The 18,863-nt window shown below is 56.6% G+C and carries 17 protein-coding genes; 12 read left to right on the top strand and 5 right to left on the bottom strand.

The window, feature by feature from the left end:
• Nucleotides 1–130: 130 nt before the first annotated feature.
• Together E3E27_RS01095 and E3E27_RS01090 are read right to left on the bottom strand one after the other, a co-directional pair.
• Entirely contained in the window at nucleotides 131–1,195 is a 1,065-nt protein-coding gene (locus E3E27_RS01095; RefSeq protein ID WP_167773665.1) for an ATP-binding protein, read from the bottom strand.
• A gap of 58 nt (nucleotides 1,196–1,253) precedes the next feature.
• Complete coding sequence (locus E3E27_RS01090; protein ID WP_167773143.1) at nucleotides 1,254–2,309, bottom strand: M20/M25/M40 family metallo-hydrolase; 1,056 nt, start codon at nucleotides 2,307–2,309, stop codon at nucleotides 1,254–1,256.
• A gap of 132 nt (nucleotides 2,310–2,441) precedes the next feature.
• On the opposite strand from E3E27_RS01090, the gene E3E27_RS01085 reads away from it, so the two are divergent.
• Nucleotides 2,442–3,161, top strand: a complete 720-nt coding sequence (locus E3E27_RS01085; RefSeq protein ID WP_167773142.1) for an MBL fold metallo-hydrolase — start codon at nucleotides 2,442–2,444, stop codon at nucleotides 3,159–3,161.
• Nucleotides 3,161–3,406: a DUF504 domain-containing protein gene (locus E3E27_RS01080; RefSeq protein ID WP_167773141.1), complete on the top strand. Its 246-nt coding sequence runs from the start codon at nucleotides 3,161–3,163 to the stop codon at nucleotides 3,404–3,406. The genes E3E27_RS01085 and E3E27_RS01080 overlap by 1 nt, the downstream gene beginning before the upstream one ends.
• A 6-nt stretch (nucleotides 3,407–3,412) precedes the next feature.
• On the opposite strand, the gene E3E27_RS01075 is transcribed toward E3E27_RS01080, so the two are convergent.
• Nucleotides 3,413–4,384, bottom strand: a complete 972-nt coding sequence (locus tag E3E27_RS01075) for a DUF835 domain-containing protein (protein ID WP_167773140.1) — start codon at nucleotides 4,382–4,384, stop codon at nucleotides 3,413–3,415.
• 74 nt (nucleotides 4,385–4,458) lie between these two features.
• Here E3E27_RS01075 and E3E27_RS01070 point away from each other — a divergent pair, with 74 nt between their 5' ends.
• Entirely contained in the window at nucleotides 4,459–5,223 is a 765-nt protein-coding gene (locus E3E27_RS01070) for a YchF/TatD family DNA exonuclease (protein WP_167773139.1), read from the top strand.
• Nucleotides 5,220–5,510: a DUF3216 domain-containing protein gene (locus E3E27_RS01065; RefSeq protein WP_014789584.1), complete on the top strand. Its 291-nt coding sequence runs from the start codon at nucleotides 5,220–5,222 to the stop codon at nucleotides 5,508–5,510. Before E3E27_RS01070 ends, E3E27_RS01065 begins: the two co-directional genes overlap by 4 nt.
• Here the strand turns inward: E3E27_RS01065 and E3E27_RS01060 are convergent.
• Nucleotides 5,504–7,024: a dihydropteroate synthase-like protein gene (locus tag E3E27_RS01060; protein ID WP_167773138.1), complete on the bottom strand. Its 1,521-nt coding sequence runs from the start codon at nucleotides 7,022–7,024 to the stop codon at nucleotides 5,504–5,506. The two genes, E3E27_RS01065 and E3E27_RS01060, sit on opposite strands and share 7 nt — an antisense overlap.
• Nucleotides 7,025–7,119: 95 nt before the next feature.
• On the opposite strand from E3E27_RS01060, the gene E3E27_RS01055 reads away from it, so the two are divergent.
• The 6 genes from E3E27_RS01055 (at nucleotide 7,120) to E3E27_RS01030 (ending at nucleotide 15,074) form a co-directional block, all read left to right on the top strand.
• A complete protein-coding gene (locus tag E3E27_RS01055; protein WP_167773137.1) occupies nucleotides 7,120–8,787 on the top strand; it encodes an ATP-binding protein in 1,668 nt (555 codons plus the stop codon).
• A 9-nt stretch (nucleotides 8,788–8,796) separates the two neighbouring features.
• Nucleotides 8,797–10,194 (top strand): exonuclease SbcCD subunit D, encoded by a 1,398-nt coding sequence (locus E3E27_RS01050; RefSeq protein WP_167773136.1) that lies wholly within the window; start codon nucleotides 8,797–8,799, stop codon nucleotides 10,192–10,194.
• Nucleotides 10,191–12,851: a DNA double-strand break repair ATPase Rad50 gene (gene rad50, locus E3E27_RS01045; RefSeq protein ID WP_167773135.1), complete on the top strand. Its 2,661-nt coding sequence runs from the start codon at nucleotides 10,191–10,193 to the stop codon at nucleotides 12,849–12,851. Before E3E27_RS01050 ends, rad50 begins: the two co-directional genes overlap by 4 nt.
• Entirely contained in the window at nucleotides 12,838–14,079 is a 1,242-nt protein-coding gene (locus E3E27_RS01040) for a DNA double-strand break repair nuclease NurA (protein ID WP_167773134.1), read from the top strand. Before rad50 ends, E3E27_RS01040 begins: the two co-directional genes overlap by 14 nt.
• 359 nt (nucleotides 14,080–14,438) lie before the next feature.
• On the top strand, nucleotides 14,439–14,594 hold the full coding sequence (locus E3E27_RS10675) for a hypothetical protein (protein ID WP_240910632.1): 156 nt from the start codon (nucleotides 14,439–14,441) through the stop codon (nucleotides 14,592–14,594).
• Nucleotides 14,595–14,660: 66 nt separating this feature from the next.
• A complete protein-coding gene (locus tag E3E27_RS01030) occupies nucleotides 14,661–15,074 on the top strand; it encodes a type II toxin-antitoxin system VapC family toxin (protein ID WP_167773133.1) in 414 nt (137 codons plus the stop codon).
• On the opposite strand, the gene gyaR is transcribed toward E3E27_RS01030, so the two are convergent.
• A complete protein-coding gene (gene gyaR, locus E3E27_RS01025) occupies nucleotides 15,071–16,075 on the bottom strand; it encodes a glyoxylate reductase (protein WP_167773132.1) in 1,005 nt (334 codons plus the stop codon). The two genes, E3E27_RS01030 and gyaR, sit on opposite strands and share 4 nt — an antisense overlap.
• Before the next feature lie 60 nt (nucleotides 16,076–16,135).
• Here gyaR and rlmD point away from each other — a divergent pair, with 60 nt between their 5' ends.
• Together rlmD and E3E27_RS01015 are read left to right on the top strand one after the other, a co-directional pair.
• Nucleotides 16,136–17,398 (top strand): 23S rRNA (uracil(1939)-C(5))-methyltransferase RlmD, encoded by a 1,263-nt coding sequence (gene rlmD / locus E3E27_RS01020; RefSeq protein ID WP_167773131.1) that lies wholly within the window; start codon nucleotides 16,136–16,138, stop codon nucleotides 17,396–17,398.
• Nucleotides 17,399–17,457: 59 nt separating this feature from the next.
• Nucleotides 17,458–18,852, top strand: coding sequence for an ATP-binding protein (locus tag E3E27_RS01015; protein ID WP_167773130.1), 1,395 nt, complete (start codon nucleotides 17,458–17,460; stop codon nucleotides 18,850–18,852).
• Nucleotides 18,853–18,863: the final 11 nt, after the last annotated feature.

Below are 18,863 nucleotides of genomic sequence, written 5' to 3'. Positions count from 1 at the left end.
CATCATAACCATCCGCTGAAACATAAAATATCAACGGCGGGCCCCCAAAACCCCCGGTTCCATGCAGGAAAGGGTTCCACTTTCCGGGGGTTTTGGTGCCCTTAACCCCCCACCAGTTACTGGTGGCCCCCTACCTGAAAGCCAGTTCCACGAGTGGGTCGGGGATCACGTAGCCATCAACGGTCTTTTCGAGGTAGCCGTAACGGACGAGGTTGCTGAGGACGTTGGAGAAGTTCTTGTCGTCTATCCTCTTTCCCTCAAGGATTTCCACGGTCTCCTTTATCTCCTTCCAGCGGTGCTTCCCGTTGGCAACCGCCCGCATCGCCAGCTCGTAGCGGTGGGATAGCTCCCTCAGCCGGGAGAACTCCGCCAGAATCAGCCTCTTAGCGTCCTCCTTGAGCCTCTGGAGCGCCCGGGAGTGGCCCAGCCCGAGGTAGCGGTTGTAGCCGTAGAGGGTGAGCCAGCCGACTATGCCGTCCAGCTCATCGACCGCCTCATCGATCTCCTCCCGTGAAACCCTAAGGCCGAGCTCGTCAAAACCCCTCTCAAGAAAATCCACGCTCTGATGCCTCTCAAAACGCTTCAGCCTGATCTCCAGGTGGGGCCTCCCAAAGAGCGCTGAGCCCGGGTCATGAAGCCTCAGAAAGTCCTCCAGCAGGCCAACCTCCGAGCCCGTCAGGACAAAGCTCACGTTCTCAAGCTCGTCGATGGCCCACGCGATGAGCTCCGGGTAGCGGGAATTCGAAAATCGCAGGTACTGGGCCTCGTCTATCGCGATGACAAAGCGCTCTCCGAGGGAGTTTATGCGCTCAAGGAGGTCGTAGAGGTTTACTCCCCTCTCGACCTCAACCTCAACGCCGAATCCAAGGAGGCGCACGCCCCTGATGCTTCTCGCTAGCTCCCTGGCCCGCTCCTTTCCCGACCTCTTCAGGAAGCCCTCGAGGATGAGCTTTGCCAGGGCCTCCCTCGGCACATTGCCGAACTCGGAATAGACCTTTCTCGCGTCGATCTTGACGCTCCCGTAGGGCAGTTCGTTCAAAGCAACGTTCAGGAGTGAGCTCTTTCCAAGGCGCCTGATTCCGAGGATCGTAACGAGGCCAAGGCCCTTCCTCAGGCCGTCCTCGACACGCTCAAGCTCATCTCTTCTGTCGTACAGTTCCTCCCTTCTGGTCTTCGGCCTCGGGTTGAAGAGCATACCCCCCACCAGTTACTGGTGGGGGGCCTTCCTTAAAAAGGTGATGGGAAGAGAAGGTTCACCCGCTCTTTCCATAAATCTCGTTGAGGGCCTTCAGGAACTCGCTGGCGGTAACAACGTCCCTCACGTCGATGTGCTCGTTCTTGGTGTGGGAGATGTCGAGGTTGCCGGGGCCGAAGACTATGGTTCTGGTTCCGTTGTACATGAAGTTTATGGCATCGGTCCAGCTCCTCATCCCGCCGAACTCGTCTATCTCCGTGACTTCCATCGCCTTTTTAGCCAGCTGGACAATCTCCTCGTCCGGCTCCAGCCGGTAGCCGTCCCATATCTCGGTGTACTCGTACTTCAGCGTGTACTCGTCGAATATCGGGTCGAGCAGGTCGAGTATGTCCTCTACCTCCTGCTCTGGTAAAAGTCTCGCCTCAAGCCTTCCCCTGCAGAGGGCTGGGATCAGGTAGACCGGGTTCTCACAGACCAGCTCCTGGATTCCGATGTGAGGGTCGAAGAACTCGCCCCTGGCCTTGAAGGGCTCGAGCTTCTTCATCTCCTCCAGCATCTTGTAGGTCTCCTCTATCGCGTTCACCCCGCTCTCAGGGCACGCTCCGTGGGCCTCCTTACCGTCCACCTCGAAGTAGGCCTCGATGTTGCCCGCGTGGGCTATGTGAACCTCCAGGTCGGTCGGCTCAAGCACTACCGCCATCTTTGGTTTATACCTCTCCATGAAGAGGGCCGAGCCTCTTCCACCCAGCTCTTCGTCGCTGACGAAGACTATGCCGACGTTGAGTTCCTTCCCTTCCCTGCGGAGGTTCTCCAGCATGAGGAGTATAGCAGCGGCTCCCCCCTTTATGTCGCTCGAGCCGGTGCCGTAGATTATGTTGCCCCTCACGAAGGGTTCGGCGCGGATTGGTATTGTGTCCACGTGCACCTCGTAGAAGAGGTCAGCGTCGGGGTTTACAACAAGGTCTATTATCTCGCCGTCACTCTCTATCCTCACGTTGTAGTCGAGCCTGTGCAGGAACTCCATAATGTGGAGCATTATCCTGTCCTCCTGGCCGGAGGGAGAAGGTATCTTTAAAAGCTGGAGGAGTATCTCCTTCGCTCTCTCGGTTTTCATTTGGGTCACCTAATAGGTTTTGGAGGGTGAGTTTATAAACCCCACCTCGAACTAACGTGGGCGATGAAGAGATTCATCCCTCCTGATGGGTGATGACGCGGTCCTCCCTCGAGCCCATTTGGGGGTGAAAGCATGAGAATAAGCCCCATCGAGGAGTTCCCCCGCGATATAGTGCCCGTTGAGATTCCTCCCCACACCACGATGCTGAGGGGCATAGGCTGGGACTCCAACGTTTACCTTGTGAGGGACGGGAGGGAGGCCCTCGTAGTGGACACCGGCACCGGCGTTAACTGGCACGTCTACGCTGAAATCTGGGAGAGGGAAGGCCTCCTCAACGGCGTTGAGAGGGTCACGATATTCAACACCCACGAGCACTTCGACCACGTGGGCGGGAACATGGCCCTGGCGGACTGGCTGAAGAGGAAGGGCATTGAGGTTCTCTTCGCCGCCCACGAGGTTACCGCAAAAACGCTGGAGAAGGGAGACGACTACGTGATTCTGGCCTACTCCTACGGAAGGAGGTTTGAACCGCAGAAGGTTGATCTCCACATGAGGGAGGGCGATGCGCTCAAGGTCGGCTCACTGGAGCTTGAGCTGATTCACACGCCCGGCCACACGGCGGGAAGTTCGTGCCTTTACCTGGACGATGGTGAGACGAGGGTTATGTTCACAGGGGATACAGTCTTCAATGGCACGGTTGGCAGGACGGATCTGCCGACAGGGAACGGCTGGAAACTTCAGGAGAGCCTCGAAAGGCTCAGGGATTACGACGTTGATTTCGGCCTTCCTGGACACGGCTGGGTCATAAAGGACTGGAGAGAGAACATCGATGAAATCCTGGGGTGGCTCTGATGCGAAAGGGTTCCGTGAAGGAGGTTCTGGCCAAGATAAAGTACGACCCGAGGGAGGACGAAGGGGACTACTACATCGTAATCGAACATCGCGGGGCCTACGGGAATATAAAGAAGATTCCCGTGGGAATGATAGAACTGGGGCACGGTTACTTCTTCGTCGGCGATGCCCAGATTCCATACCACCGCATACTCCAGGTGGTTAGGCGGGACGGAACGGTAATATGGGAGACAAGGAAGCTCTAGCCGGACTCAGGACACCACCGTGAGTTCAGACGTCAGGAGTGCCCACTCCCTCGGCTCGAAGGCTTCCATTACCGCGGATACGATCAGGTAGCCGCCGTGGAGAAGGGCGCAGTCCTTTAGGTAGATGAGTATGTCCACAGCGCTTTTGAAGCCCAGCTCGAGGGCGATGTAGCCGAGGTTCTGAATGAAAACGGCCCCGTATCTCCCGTCCTTCGCACTCTCTCGCAGGAACTGACATAGCCGTTTCTTGAGGGCAGGAAAGGCCTCCGGGCGAATCGAGTGGTCCGAATCAGTTTTGGTGACCCAGATGACCTCAATCTTTCTGTCCATGAACATTTCCAAGAAAACCTCCGGCTTTTCCCTGATCACAGCGATGAGAGGAGTCCACGATGGAAGGTCGAGGAGGAAGTACCTGGCCTTGAGATCATCGGTGAAGAGGTACCCTCCCGGTTTCAGTGATGCAGGGGACAGGTTCTTCTCCTCAAGGGATACTATGAGTTCGTACATCTTTCTTATAGCCTGATAGTGCTCCTCCTCCATTGCCGCGAGGCTGAGGGCAAGGGTTCTTGTGTCTTCATCGTCGGCGATACTGGCCAGCAGCTCGTACGTCTTCTTGGCAAAGAGCTCGCTCTTCATGCAGTACTCCAAGGCCGAGACGTAATCCCCAACTTTCTCGAACTCGGGATAGAACGGTGCAACCTCAACGGAAGGGGCATCGACCTTGGTGGGTTCTTCGTTGGGATATAACTTCTTGAAGAGGCGGTAGAGCCAGTCGCGGTGTTTCCGGCTTTCCTCACTCATCTTGAGAAAAAGGGCCTTCACACTAACTCTACCCGCCTTCTCGGCAAGTCTGGCGTAGTACTTTGCCTCTTCCTCCTCATTGAATATGGCGTAGCTCAAAAGTTCTTTTGGGGACTTGGATCTCAAGGCCTCGACGACTCCCACCATGAGATCCGTGTTACTAATGTTGGGTTCCATGTTATCAGAACCTCCCGTTGGTTAATTATTCGAACAACGGAAAAGCTTTTCTATCCCCCGGGAAACCGGTGACCATGATAGACGCCCACGCCCACTTCGAGTTCTACAAGAAGGACGCGCCACGCATAATCGAGGAGTGCAGGGGAGAGCTGAGGGCGGTCGTGGATTCCATCACAGAATACAGAAAAGCCCACGTCTGGAAGAGCTGGGGGCTGTTAAAGCCCTACTTCGGCTTCGTCTTTCCAACCCTCGGCTACCACCCGAACGAGGCCAGGAGGGGCAACTGGGAGAAGGTGAAGAGGGTGGAGGAGTTCATTCTTGAGCACGGGGACGAGATAGTGGCGGTGGGAGAGATAGGCCTCGACTACCATTACGCGGAAAACGAAAGGCAGAGGGAGAACCAGAGGGGGATTTTCAGGCACTTCCTCGAACTTGCGATCGAGCTTAAATTGCCGGTTGTGATACACGCTAGAGAAGCCGAAAGGGAGGCCTTCGAGCTCGTCCAGAGGGCCGGGGTTAGGGCGTACTTCCACTCCTTCGCAGGGAGCGTTGAGCTCGCGAGGGAAATCATCGAGAACAGCCACGTCGTAGGGATTAACACCGGAGTAGTTTTCATACCCGAGGTGCAGGCCGTTGCGAGGGTCATAGAGGTCGATCACCTCCTCGTCGAGACTGACAGCCCCTACATGAGCCCCGTAAGGGGGCAGCGCAACGTCCCCTGCAACGTGAAGGTTGCTGCCGAGTGGATAGCGAGGCTCCAGGGAATTGAGTTCGATGAAGCCGAGGGGGTAACGGAGAAAAACGCCGTTGAGTTCTTTGGTCTGGAGGTGGGAAGATGAAGGTCGAGGAAGTTGAGAGGGTAAGGGCGCTTTTGGAGGAGCTCGGGGAAGATGCCCTCATCGCGAGGCTTGACTCCTTCGTGAAGCTCAACGAGGGTCTGGAGAGCAAGAAGGGAGAGGACTACGTCCGGCTCTCGGTCCTGAGCTTCCTTGAGGGCCTGCTCATGAGCCTAAAGCTGAAGTACCCCGAGAACGGGGAAATCGGTGAGCTGTACGAGGAGGTTAGGGCAAGGAGGGCCGAGCTGGACGAGCTGTTCAGGAAGCCGGCGATGCAGAACCTTCAGTAGAAGTCCGGGAAAAGCTCGACCTCCTGGACGTAGCTCCTCCTCAGCTTCAGTGCCGTGTAGGCCCTCTCAAGCTCCCTGCCGAGGTAGAAGGCGTGCCTCGGGCTTATCTCAAAGTGCCCCAGAATTGTGTCGATTATCGCGTTCGGCTCGTCCCCGACTACCGTCAGAACTGCTTTGGTTCCCCTGTGGGCGTTCACCCATATCCTTCCGTTTTCGACCCAGATGCGGAAGTAGACCTGCTCAAGCTCCACCGGCCTTTCCCTCGCCTCGACGACCTTTTCAGCGGGCTCGAAGCTCCACTCCGGGCTTCTCTTCTCCTTCAAAATCAGCAGGTCGAAGCCCAAATCCTTCGGCATCTCAAAGAGGTTCATGTCCACAGCCCTTCTAAGCTCCCTTACAGAACCCCTCGCCTTTGCGCTCGTCTCCGTTGTGAGGAGCAGGTTTATTGAAAGCTCCTTCGCGATTCCAGCGAGCAAAGCGTTCATCCCGACGCTGTCGGCGTCGTAGAGCTCGACGACGTTTCCAACCCCCGCCAGAAGAACATCGTCCGGATTCCTCCCCCGGTAGAGCTGGAATGCCGTTACAGAGCGCGCCAGATGGGGGACGTGCTCGAGTATTAAGTCGGGAATCACCGCCTTGTAGCCGAGGTCAAGGGCACTCTCCTTTAACCTCTCAAGGAACTCGACCCTCTCAGCCGGTTTGGCCGGGAAGAATCCCTTCCTCTGGTTGGTCGGGATTAAAACAACGGGCTTTTCGGTTACGAGATCCTCAAGGTTGCCGGCATCAACGCTCAGGAAGAGGTCGGCGTAGCTCAGGGCCTTCTCGATTTCGGCCGTGTTGAGCGAGTCAAAACTTACCGGGACGTCGAAGCCATTCTCTTTAAGCTCCTCGCGTATTTCGGGAATCAGCTCGATGAAGTCGAGGTTCGTCTCGCCCGCTATCATTCCAATGTCGATTATATCGGCTCCCTCGCGGAGGTAGTGGAGGGCCTTCTCAACGATTCCCTCAACTCCGAGCCTCGGGGCATCGACGACCTCGCCGAGTATCCTCGCCGGAAAGTCCCTCCCGACCGGAAGGTTTCCGATGAGAACGTTCCAGGGCTTTTTGAGGGCTTTCTCGATGTAGCACTTATCCTTCGTTCTGTTCCTGATGTCCTCGACCCTCTTGAGCCCATTAATGGAGAAGAGCTTGTCCGCGGGAACCTCTTTGCTCAGTTTGAAGCCGTTTTCAATCGCCTTCAGCGTCTGAGGAATGTCCATCGCGTTCCTCGGCCCCTTGAATGCAGGGATTCCGAGTTCGTCTTCGATGGACTGAGCGGAACCCCTGACCAGGCCAGGAATGAGAATGAGGTCGTAATCTTCGCTCTTTATGCCTCCCTTTTTTAGATAGCCCGCTATCATCTCGGGCGTCAGGAATGCCGCAACGCTCACTGGTGTAACGAAGACGTCGTAGCCCTGCCCGTACTTTCTAACGAGTGGCTCGGCGAGCCTTCCTGTGACGAGGAGGATTCTCATGGTTCCTGGTTGGAAGGGGACTTATAAAGCTCTTCCGCCAGGGACCATCGAAAGGTTTTTGTTCCCGCGGGAAAAAATCAACTCAAGGTGGTAATATGGAGGCCCGGAACGGCTCTGTTGGAATAGTGTTCGGTGAATCGACGACCGACCACTTCACCTTCATCGTGAACCCGAGGAACGAGCTCCCCCGCTTTGGAGAGTTTCTTGTGGTGAGGAACAGAGAGGGCGACGAGGTTCTCGCACTCCTTAAATCGATAAGAAACCTTAACTGGCTCATGGAGGCAGGCAGAGGAAGCTATGACTACGTGGAAAAAACAGTCAACGTTTTCTCCCGCGGAATCCTTGACAAGAGCGAGGAAATCCTCGCAACAGCAAAGGTCCTCGGCGTCCTGAGAACGAGGGACGGGGAGTTCCTGACGAAGCCAGCCCCTAACCGCGTCCCCATAAAGCCGGGCGAGAGGGTTTACCTCGCGAGGGACGAGGACCTGGAGAGAATCTTCGCAAACGGGCACGTGAGGATTGGAAAGCTCATCGCGAGGAGCAACATAGAGGTTCGCCTCGACGCAAACAGGCTCGTTTCCAGGCACTTCGCAGTCCTGGCCGTTACGGGAGCCGGCAAGTCCAACACGATAGCGGTTCTCACCAAAGAGCTGGTGAGCAACGTGAACGCGACTGTGGTGATACTCGACCCGCACGGCGAGTACCAGAAGCTCAGCTGGCCGGGAGCGAGGGTGAACCCGATAAAGGCCACCATAGACCCCGGAAGGATAAGGCTAAGCGAGTTCGCGACGCTCCTCGGCATAGCAGAAAACGCCAGCCTGCAGAGGCGCTTCCTCGGACTGGTCTACAGAACCGTGAGGGAGGAGATGAGAAGAGAAGGCAAGGTCGTCGGCGGAATGCCCTTCATTCACGCGATGGAGGACAAGATAGAGGAGTGGATAAGAATATACGAGAACACCGACGACAAGATAATCCACTACTACGACGAGAAGGGCATCGAGACGCCCAGAAAAATACAGGCAAGGGATTTGGAAGCCCTGATAAGGCTCAAGGACTACCTCAGCGAGCTTAGGGCCAACTTCGGCGAGTTCATCAGCCCAGTTAATGTGCTCAGCGAGATAAGGCCCGGAATGGTGAACGTCATAGACCTCAGCGGAATGGAGGAGGAGCAGATGATAACCCTCGCGAGCTTCGTCCTCCGCGGAATCCTCAAGAACCGCATCGACTACGTCAAGGGCTCAAGAACCGGCGACAGGAACCTGGTGCGGGAAGTTTCGGAGGCGTATCCTGCTCTCACCAAGCCCGTCCTGGTTATAGTTGAGGAGGCCCACATATTCGCGCCGAGGGGCGAGAAGAACCCCGCAACGCTGTGGCTCGGCAAGATAGCGAGAGAGGGCAGGAAGTTCGGCGTCGGTCTGGGCATAGTGTCCCAGAGGCCGAAGAAGCTCGACGACGACATACTCAGCCAGACAAACACCAAGATAATCCTCAAGCTCGTCGAGCCGAACGACCAGCGCTACGTTCAGCAGGCGAGCGAGCAGATAAGCGAGGACCTGCTGAGCGACATAGCATCGCTGGGCGTCGGAGAGGCGGTTATAGTGGGCTACGCCATAACGATTCCCGCGATGGTCAAGATATACAGCTTCGAGAGGGACTTCAAGGGACACTACGGCGGCGGGGATATAGACATAGTGGAGGAGTGGCTCGAGGGGAAGGAGGAAGATGTCAGCGAGGAGGAGGCCATAGCGGCCCTTCCGCTGTGAGGTGTTAGAATGAGGTTCGCGCACATAGCAGATGTTCACCTCGGAAGGGAGCAGTTCAACCAGCCCTTCCGCTACGAGGATTACGTCAAGGCGTTCCGCGAGGCGGTGGATAGGGCAGTAAAGGAGAGGGTGGACTTCGTACTCATCGCCGGCGACCTCTTCCACGTGAGCAGGCCCTCGCCGAGAACCCTGCGCGACGCTATAGAAATCCTTGAGATCCCTAAGAAGAAGGGAGTCCCAGTCTTCGCCATAGAAGGCAACCACGACAAAACGATAAGAGAGGCTTCGGTCTTCGACCTACTCGAGCACCTCGGCCTCATCAGAACTCTCGGCCTCAGGAGGGAAGAGAAGAGAGACGAGTTCCTGAGGAGCAAAAAGGTAGCTGATAGATACCTAGTCTGGGCAGAGGTTGGCGATGCTAAAATCTACGGTCTGAGACACCACACGCGCTGGCAGCTCATAAGGGGAAGCACCAACGTGCTGAGGGCGCTCTTCAAGGGGAGCGACGGCATATTGATGCTCCACCAGGCGGTGGATTATCTCTCAAAGGACACGCCCTACCATGACGCCTTCGACCTCAAGCTGAGCGAACTCCCCGACGGCTTCTCCTACTACGCCCTCGGCCACATTCACGTGAGACGGGTCGCTGAGCCGTCCCAGACCGGCCTGAGCGGGCCTCTGGCTTATCCAGGCTCTCTGGAGAGAACCGATGTGAGGGAAGCCAGCCACCTGATAAGCTACGGCGAGAGGGACAAAAAGCCCAGGGTAAGGGAGAACCGCGACGGAGTTAAGGGGTTCTACATAGTCGAGGACTTCCAGCCGGAGTTCGTCGAGGTTGATGCCAGGCCATTCTACTCAATCCGCGTGGCCGGAAGCTCAAAGGCCGAGCTCAGGAGGAAGGTGGAGGAGGTTGCCTCGCTGATTCCGAAGGAAGCAATAGCCGTCATCTACTTAGAGGGCACCGTGAAGGGCGGGATAAGCCTGGCCGAGTTCGGTGACCTGCTGAAGGATTCGGGCGTAAAGTACTACACCTTCAGGAGCAGGGTAATGGGTGAAGCCATAATCTCGAAGGAAACTGTCACCGCCGAGGAACTCTTCACGGACTGGGAACGGGAGCTGTTGATGCACCTCAGGGCCGAGCCCAGGGAATTCTCAAGCTCTCTCGACGAGTTCCTCGACTGGCTGATGGAGAAATACCGGGCGGGGATCCCGGTGCCCCAGAAGAAGCTGAGTCAGGGCAATGAACAGAGGCCGGGGGTGGAGAGAAAGTCCCCCAAAAAGGTGGAGGAAAAAGAATCCCCCAAGGGGGGAGAGAGTGACGATGGAAAAAAGATGGGGAGGCCCAAGGTGCACAGGCCGGCCAAACCGTCGAGCCTCGACGCCTGGCTGAGGGGGGGTAAGCCGTGAGGGTCAGGAGGATAGAGATTCAAAACTTCAGGGCCCACAAGAAGAGCATCGTCGAGTTCAGCGATGGGATAAACCTCATAGTCGGCCAGAACGGTGCCGGAAAGAGCTCAATCCTGGAGGCAATCTTCGCCACCCTCTACCTCGGCCACCCGAGCTTTCCGAGGGGCTACCTCAAGGCCAACACGAGGGTCGGCAAGGGCGAGCTCTCCCTGACCCTTGAGTTCGAGCACGGGGGAAAGGTGTACCAGATAACGAGGACCACAAAGAAGAACGAGCTGCTGGAGGACGGCCGGCTCATAGCCGAGAAGAGCTCGGACATAGCCAGGTGGGTGGAGAGAAACGTTTACCCGCTCCAGGTTTACACCAACGCCCTCTACATACGCCAGGGCGAGATAGAGGGCATAATAACCAACCGCGAGGTAATGGAGAAGGTCCTCCGCAAGGTTCTGGGAATCGAGGACTACGAGAACGCCGAGAGGAACGCGGCGGACGTGATGAGGGAGCTCAGGAGGAGAAAGGAGAGCCTCTTGAAGCTCATCGAAAGAAAGAAGGAAACCGAGGAGAGCCTGGCCGGGGCGGAGAGGAGGTTCGGCGAGACGCTTAGGAAGATAAGCGAGCTGAGGAAAGAAGAGAGGAAGCTGTCCTCGGAAGTGGAGAGGCTGGAGAAACTCTACGGTGAGCTGAGGGAGAGAAAGGAACTGATAGGAGAGCTGGAGAAGAGGAAGGCCCTCACCGAGAAGTCCATAGCGAGCGAGATGAGGCTTCTGGAGGAGCACGGCAAGCGAATAGGGGAGCTGGAGAAGGAGCTGGGGGAGCTTGAAAAGGCCCTCAAGAGGCTTGAGGAGCTGAAGCCGGTCGAGAAGGAGTACGAGGAACTCAAGAAGCTCCTCAGCCTGAAGGACGAGCTGTCAAGGATCGACGTCAAGACGTCGGCCCTCAGGGAGAAGCTCAGGGGAATCGACGAGCGCCTGGAGAGGGAAAAGGAGCTAAGGAAAAAGCTTGAGGAGCTGGAGAAGGAGGAAAGCTCAGCGAGGAAGGAGTACGAGAGGCTCAAAGAGCGCCACCGCCTCTACCAGAGGGCACTCCGCCTCGTGGAGGAAGCCAAGAGGTACAGGAAGGAGCTCGAAAGGGCCGGCCACACCATCGAAACGCTCGAGGAGGAGTTGAGAAAACTTGAGAAGGCCAAGGAAGATCTTGAACTAATCAGGGAAGAGGCGACGGGGATAAGGGAGAGGATAGCCTCGCTCAGGGGTAAGAAGGCAGAGCTGAAAGGCAACATAGAGAGGCTCGAGGGGGCGAAGATATGTCCCCTATGCCGCAGGCCCATCGGCGAGCACGAGGGCGACGAGATATTCCGGGAGTACGAGACCGAAATCTCACGCATAGATGGTGAAATCCGGAAGCTCGAGAGGGAGCTGGAGAAGCTGTCCGAGAGGGAAAGGGAGCTGAAGAAAATCCTGTCGGGCGAAGCTAAGCTCATACGCCTCAAGAAAACCGCCGAGCTATTGGCAGAGGTCGAAGAGAAGCTGAAGGAGCTGAACATCGACGAGCTAGAAAGGGACGCTCTGCTCTTTGAGGAGACGAAAGAGAGGCTCATAGGCATAAAAAAGGAAATCCGGAGCCTGAAGAGTCAGCTTGAAGAGCTGGAAGGACTCAGAGGAGAAAGGGAAAGGGTGGAGAACCAGCTGAAGGAACTCGAAGAGCGTAGGAGTAACCTGCTCAAACGGCTCAGGAAGGGGGGCTTCGTCTCGTTTGATGAGGTCGAAAACAGGCTCAAGGAGCTGGAACCGGCTCACAGGGAGTTCCTGTCGCTGAGGGGCGTGCCTGAGAGGGCCAGAACCATCGAGAAGCGGCTGGAGACGGAGAGAAGAAAGGCGGAGGAAGCCGAGAAGAGGATAGCCGGGCTGAAAGAAAAGCTGAAGGAGATTGAGAGGGAGCTCGAGAGGGCGAGGGAAGGCTTTTCCGAGGAAGACTTCAGGAGGGCAGAGAAGGATTACGTGGAGGCCTCAAAGGCCCTCGAGAGAACGAGGGCTGAGCTTGAAGGAGCCAAGGAGCTGAGGAACGAGGTGGCGAGGCTCATCGACGAGCTCAGGGCGAAGCTCGGGGAGATACGGGAGGCAGAAAAGGAGCTCGAGCTGGTGGAGAGAGCTCTCGCGGACGTGACGGCGTTCAGGGAAAAGGTGGCAAGGCTCAAGGCGGAGGAGGAACTCAGGGGGCTTGAGGAGGTCCAGAAGCTGGCGGGAGAGCTGTTCTCGGAGATGACCGAGGGCAAGTATCAGGGGGTTAAGCTGAGGCGCGAGAAAAAGTACGGAAAGGAAAGGATTGAGCTAAGGATTCTCTACGCTGGCAACGAGGTTGGAATCGAGTTCCTCAGCGGGGGTGAGAGGATAGCCCTCGGCCTGGCCTTTCGCCTTGCCCTGTCGCTCTACAAGGTGCGCAACCTTGAGCTCCTGATACTCGACGAGCCGACGCCGTTCCTCGACGAGGAGCGGAGGAAGAAGCTGGTGGAAATCATATCCAGCCAGCTCAGGAAGATACCGCAGGTCATCATAGTCTCCCACGACGAGGAGCTGAAGGACGCGGCGGACTACGTGATAAGGGTCACCAACGCAGGCGGGGAGAGCAGGGTGGAGGTGGAGAGCATTGGAGCGTATTGACGACAGGCACCTTGAGGAAATCAAGCGCTTCCTTGAGGAGAGCAGGGGAGAGCTTGGAAAGCTCGTCCCCCTCGTGAGGAAGCACTACGAGTGGGAGAGCCTTCCCGAACTCAAAAAGGCGAGCGTTTACGCCGTCGATGGGAGCAGAATGGCAAAGAGGCTGAGCGGGGCAATAATCTACGCGGTTTCGGCCTCGGCAGTGGGGAATGACCTCTACTACTGGAACGACATCGGGGCGCTGTTCCCCTACAGCAACGCCGACGACAGGATAAGGGTCCACATGGACACCCTCGAGAAGAGAATGGGTGCGATGATAGCCGAGAAGGCCGACCTAGTTCTCATGGACGGCACGATAAGCGGTGCCCTCATAAGACCGCCGAGCTACGCCAACTCGACGACTCAGAAGCTCTACTCCACCCACGGGAGGAACCTGCTTGAGGCCTCGCTGGACTTCCTTGACGCTTTAAACATCAAATGGAAGGAGTGGAGGAGGGAACTCAGGAAGGGCGTCATCTCAGGTCCTTCCCTGCTCGCGCGCGGGAGGGAGGGCAAGAGCATCTTCCAGATACTCATGGAGAAGGGTTCGAAAAGCCTGAAGAGGAACCTCTGGTGGGTCGGTGACACAGAGAACTTAATCGTTCTATTCGAATACCTTGAGTACCTCCACGCCCTCGACAGGCTCCTCGACGGCGAGATAGCCTCGATAGCGAAGACCTTCTACCGCTCCGACGTTATACAGACTGTTGCAGAGAGGGAAAGACTGAAGAAAGTTCCAATAATGGTGGACACGCCGGTGGTCGCTTCCCTCACGGGGAAGAGCGGTTACCTGCGCTTCTCCTACCGGAAGGGACCCAAGGACAGGCTGGCGAAGCTAATCCTCGACCTCATGGAGCACGGCATGTTCCCAAACCTCCGCGAGATTCTTGTGCTTGACGAGAAAAACAACATCGTGGACGCGAGGATAAGGCCAGCGTACATTCGCTTCGCCGACGGCGGGTTAATTTACCTCCTTGAAGTGCCCGAAAAGCAGGACTTCGAGGAGACGCTGGCAAAGCTCCTCTCTGTGGCCGAGGACGAGTATGTGATTCCCCTTGAGTACGCCCATCACTCGGTCGTCATCAAGAAGAGGGAATTCGACGCCTACGTTGATGCAATCCTCAGCGCCATCGTCGGCGAGGACGAGAGCTATCTGAACTTCCTGCGCTACGGAAGGGAACCACTGGAGTGATGGAGATGATCGGGGCTGGAACGTAACTTCTACGATGCCCATTCGAGGTACTTCAGGATTCCAACGCCATAAGTCTAAAACGGTGAGGTATAGGGAAATAACGGTTAGAGTTGTCGCTGGGGAGGACGTCGAAAAACTCCGAAAGATGCACAGATAGTGGCAGCCTGCGTTCTAAATGGAACAGGAAGATAGCGACGTTCGACATAGACTTCGACGATGTTCCCGAGCTCTCCGTTCTCAGATAGGCTCAGGCACGGGTCCAGCTCATCACGGGTCAGGCGAGGGTGTCGTCATCATCGCCCGGAAACGATCCAGTGTAATACACAATGCTTAAATTTGTAGTGCACAATACCCTTTTGGTGAACCACGTGAAGTCCGCCGTCGTGAGCGTTCGGGTTCCACCCGAGCTAAAGCGCGAGATGGAAAAGTACGACATCAACTGGAGCGAGGAGATAAGGGGACTTCATACGCAGAAAGATCGAGGAAGAAGAAAAAGAGGACGCTCCAGGAGGTAATCAAGCTCGTTGAGTCCCTCCCTGGGGTGCCGGAGGGAACGTCAAAGAGACTCGTGAGGGAGGACCGTGAGGGTCATTGACCCCTCGGCCCTCTGCAAGTTCCTCCTCAAGGATGAGGGCTGGAAGGACGTGATACCCTATCTCCAGCCAGACGAGAACCCCCACGCTGTTGAGATGCTGCTCACCGAGACCGCTAACGTGATCTGGAAGAACGTGAAGGTTTATGGAAATCTCAGCCAAGAGGAAGGTGAAAAGCTTCTCCAGGCGCTTGAGCTCCTTGCCGACAAGGAGGTAATCACTATCGAGGAGAACCGGGAATACCTGAGGCGGGCCTTCGAGCTGAGCGTTGAGCACGGAATAGCGATCTACGATGCCCTGTTCATAGCGCAGGCGGAGAAACTCCACGCCACGCTAGTCACCTGCGACAGGAAGCAGGGGACGGTCGCGGAAAAGATAGGGGTGGAAGTTGTCCTCCTTTAATCAAAGCCCGGCTTCCTGACGTTTAGAACTTCTCTATTGACCAGAGTCGGCGGGATTTCACCGTTCTTGAAGGCTATGAGATTCTTAGCGACGAGCTCCACCATTCCCTCCCTGGCTCCAAAGGTCGCACTGCCTATGTGGGGGGCAAGAACCACGTTGTCAAGGCTGAATAGCTCCTCGTTGTAGTACGGCTCCTCCTCGTAGACGTCCAGACCAGCTCCAGCAATCCAGCCCTCCTTGAGGGCCTTGATGAGTGCCTCCGTATCAACCACCTTTCCCCTCGCGATGTTTACCAGTATCGCGGTGCTCTTCATTAGCTTAAGCTCCCGCTCGCCTATCAGGTGGTAGGTTTCCTTCGTGAGGGGAACGGCCAGGACCACGAAGTCGCTCTCCTTAAGGAGTTCCTCCAGCGGTTTAAACTCCGCGTTAAGCTCCCTTTCTACCTTTGGCTTCCTGCTCCTTGAGTTGTAGAGGATTTTCATGCCGAAGCCCCTGGCGCGCCTCGCCACCGCCTGACCGATTCTGCCGAAGCCGATTATCCCTATGGTCTTGCCGTAGACGTCGTAACCCAAAAACCAGCGCGGGTGCCAGGCGACGCCTTTCTTCTTCCACTCGCCGGAGCGGGTGAATCGGTCGGCTTCAACGAGCCTCCTGGCAGTGGCGAGCAGAAGAGCCCAGGCGAAGTCAGCGGTGGCGTCGGTGAGGACGTCGGGCGTGTTGGTGACGTATATCCCCCTTCTGGTGGCCTCCTCGACGTCTATGTTGTCGTAGCCGACAGCGTAGTTCGCCACTATCCTCAGCCTCTGCGCCACATCGAAGACCTCTTCATCAATCCGCTCGCTGAGCATTGTAACGAGGGCGTCCACATTTTTAACCTTCTGAAGCAGGACTTCCCTCGGAATCTCGTGCTCGTCCTCCCAGACCTCGACCTCGAAGTGCTTCCTCAGCATCTCGATGCCGTTCTCGGGAATGGCACGCGTGATGAAAACCCTCGGCTTCACGTTCCCACCCCCGTCGATGGTATGCGAGGGATATAAAAACTCTGACGGTGAGCAGTGGACATGCTGAAAGGAAGAATAGAGACCCTGAGCGACGACGGCCTCGGCCTTCTTCACGCAGGGAACAAAACCGTTCACGTTCCCTTCGCCTACCCCGGCGACAGCGTTCGGGTTAAATCAACGAAAAGGCGGTTTGGAAGGTTAATCGCCCGGGACTTTGAGCTTTTAGAACCCTCCCCGCTCAGGGCAACCCCTAAATGCGGGCACTTCGGTAAATGCGGCGGCTGCCTCTGGCAGGGAATGAAGTATAAGGAACAGCTGAAACTCAAAGCGGAACTCTTCGAGCGGATAACCGGGATAAGCGCCGAGACCAGGGGCTCGCCGAGGATATGGGGCTTCAGGAACGTGAGCAACTTCATAGTTACAACCGCTGGAATCGGCCTCAAGGAGTACGGAAACCCGCTCGGCGTCGTTGGGCTTTCAGAGTGCCCGGTTTTCTCGAAGAGGACGCGCGGGTATCTTCGCGCCTTGAGGACTTTTCTGGCCGAGACCGGCCTGAGGCCCTGGGACTTGAAGAGGAAAGCCGGCGACGTCCACTACCTGCAGGTCAGGGAGGGCAAGTTCATGGGCGAGGTCATGGTGAACCTCATCGCCCACGTCAGGCCTTCAGAGGAAGTTCTGGAGGCCTTCGTGGACTATTTCTCCTTCGCCGATTCCATCTACTGGAGCGTTAAGAGGGACGAAAGGGACGACCCGAGGGGCGAGCCGCTTCACGTTTCCGGGGAGGAGCTGATACGCGAGCGCATCGGGAACGTTACCTACTTCATCCACCCCAACAGCTTCTTCCAGACCAATAGCTACGCCTTAGAATTGCTTCTCAGGGCGGTTGAGGGCTTCGCCGACGGTGAAAAGGTTCTCGACCTCTACTCGGGCGTTGGGACGTTTGGTGTTTACCTTGCGAAGAGGGGCTTTTCGGTTGAGGGAATCGAAGTTAACTCCTTCGCGGTGGAGATGGCCAACAGGAACGCCGAGCTGAACGGCGTTAGCGCCACTTTCCGTGTCGGCAGGGCTGAGGAGGCTCGGATTGGAGACTACGACACGGCCATAGTGGACCCGCCGAGGAGGGGACTGAAGGAAGCGGGTGAGCTCTTGGTGAAGAGAGGCGTTGAGAGAATCGTCTACGTCTCCTGCAATCCGCGGGCGTTTAAACTCGACTACGAGAACCACCTGGCGAAGGCCTATCGCGTTGAAGGGGCGATCTTGGTGGACATGTTTCCGCACACGCCGCACGTTGAGGCCGTGGTGGAGCTCGTGAGGGAAGGGTAACTATCCAGCGGACATTGCTCCCGCAACTTTTAAATAGTTGAAACGCGAGTATTATACTCATGAGTAGACAAAAGTTCATAGACAGGGAACGCGAACTGGAGTTCCTTGAGAGGGCATACTCCAGCGATAGGGCCGAGTTCCTTGTGATCTATGGCAGGAGGAGAATCGGCAAGACCGAACTGCTGCTGCACTTCGCAAGGGATAAGCCACACGTCTACTTCCTGGCAACGGAGAGGCCTTACCGTGACAACCTGAGGGAGCTCCAGAGACTCCTGTCGGAATTCCTCGGGGACAGGCTCTTCGGGAAGGTGACCTTTGAGGACGTAGACGAGCTCCTCATGGCGTTCGCCGAAAGGATTGGGGACGAGAAGGTAATCTTGATAATCGACGAGTTTCCCCTGTTAATCGAGCACCATCGCCCGGTCCTCTCGCTCCTTCAGAAGGCGTGGGACCTGAAGCTGTCTGAGACAAGGATAATGCTTATCCTCTGCGGTTCAAGCGTTTCGGCGATGGAAAGCGAGGTTTTGGCCTATAAAAGCCCCCTTTACGGAAGGAGAACAGGACAGTGGCGCTTAACCGAGATTCCCTTCTTCCACATCGGGGAATTTCTGCCCGGCTACACCGTTGAGAACCTTGTGGAAGTGTACGGCATCACTGGGGGAATTCCGGCGTACCTGCTCCAGTTCGACCCGAAAAAGGGCTTCGACGAGAACGTGGTTGAAAACGTACTCTCGAAGGGCGCCTTCCTCTACGAGGAGGCGGAGTTTCTGCTCCGCGAGGAGCTCCGCGAACCGGCCAACTACTTCGCGATACTCCAGGCCATAGCGAGCGGAAGGAGCAGGTTCGGGGAGATAGCGAACTCCACCGGACTCGACAAGAGCCTCGTGTCGAAGTACCTAGCCGTTCTCCAGAGGCTCGGAATTGTGGAGAGGGAGGTTCCCGTTACCGCGACGCTTAAGGAAGCAAGCAAGAGGGGGCTGTACTCGATAGCCGACAACTACTTCGCCTTCTGGTTCCGCTACGTGCTGCCGAACAAGGGCTATCTTGAGGCAGGGCTGGCGGAAGAAGTCTGGGAGCGCTCAAAGAGCGACTTTAACGCCTACATGGGTTCCGTCTTCGGGAAACTCATCAGGATTCCGGAAGTTTTCTTAAGGCTCACGGGGTTCCGCTTCACGAAGCTCGGCCGCTGGTGGAGAAAAGGCGAGGAGATTGATTTGCTGGCCCTGAACGAGATGGAGAAGAGGGCTTTGCTCATTGAAGTCAAGTGGAAGGAGCTGAGCGAGAGAGAGGCCAGGGGGATTTTGAAGGATTTGGAGGGAAAGGCAGGACTTGTTGGCTTGGAGGACTGGGAGAAGAGCTATGGACTGATGGCCAAGAGTTTAGAGGGAAAAAAAGAGCTGAGAGCTGAAGGCTGGCTCGTCTGGGACTTGGAGGATTTCAAGGAGAAAGGATAGAAATCCAAGAA

The organism is Thermococcus sp. MV11 (assembly GCF_012027285.1).
Taxonomy (GTDB): Archaea; Methanobacteriota_B; Thermococci; order Thermococcales; family Thermococcaceae; genus Thermococcus; species Thermococcus cleftensis.
Note: the sequence above shows the minus strand (reverse complement) of the source record. Positions and strands in the feature narration are given on the sequence as shown.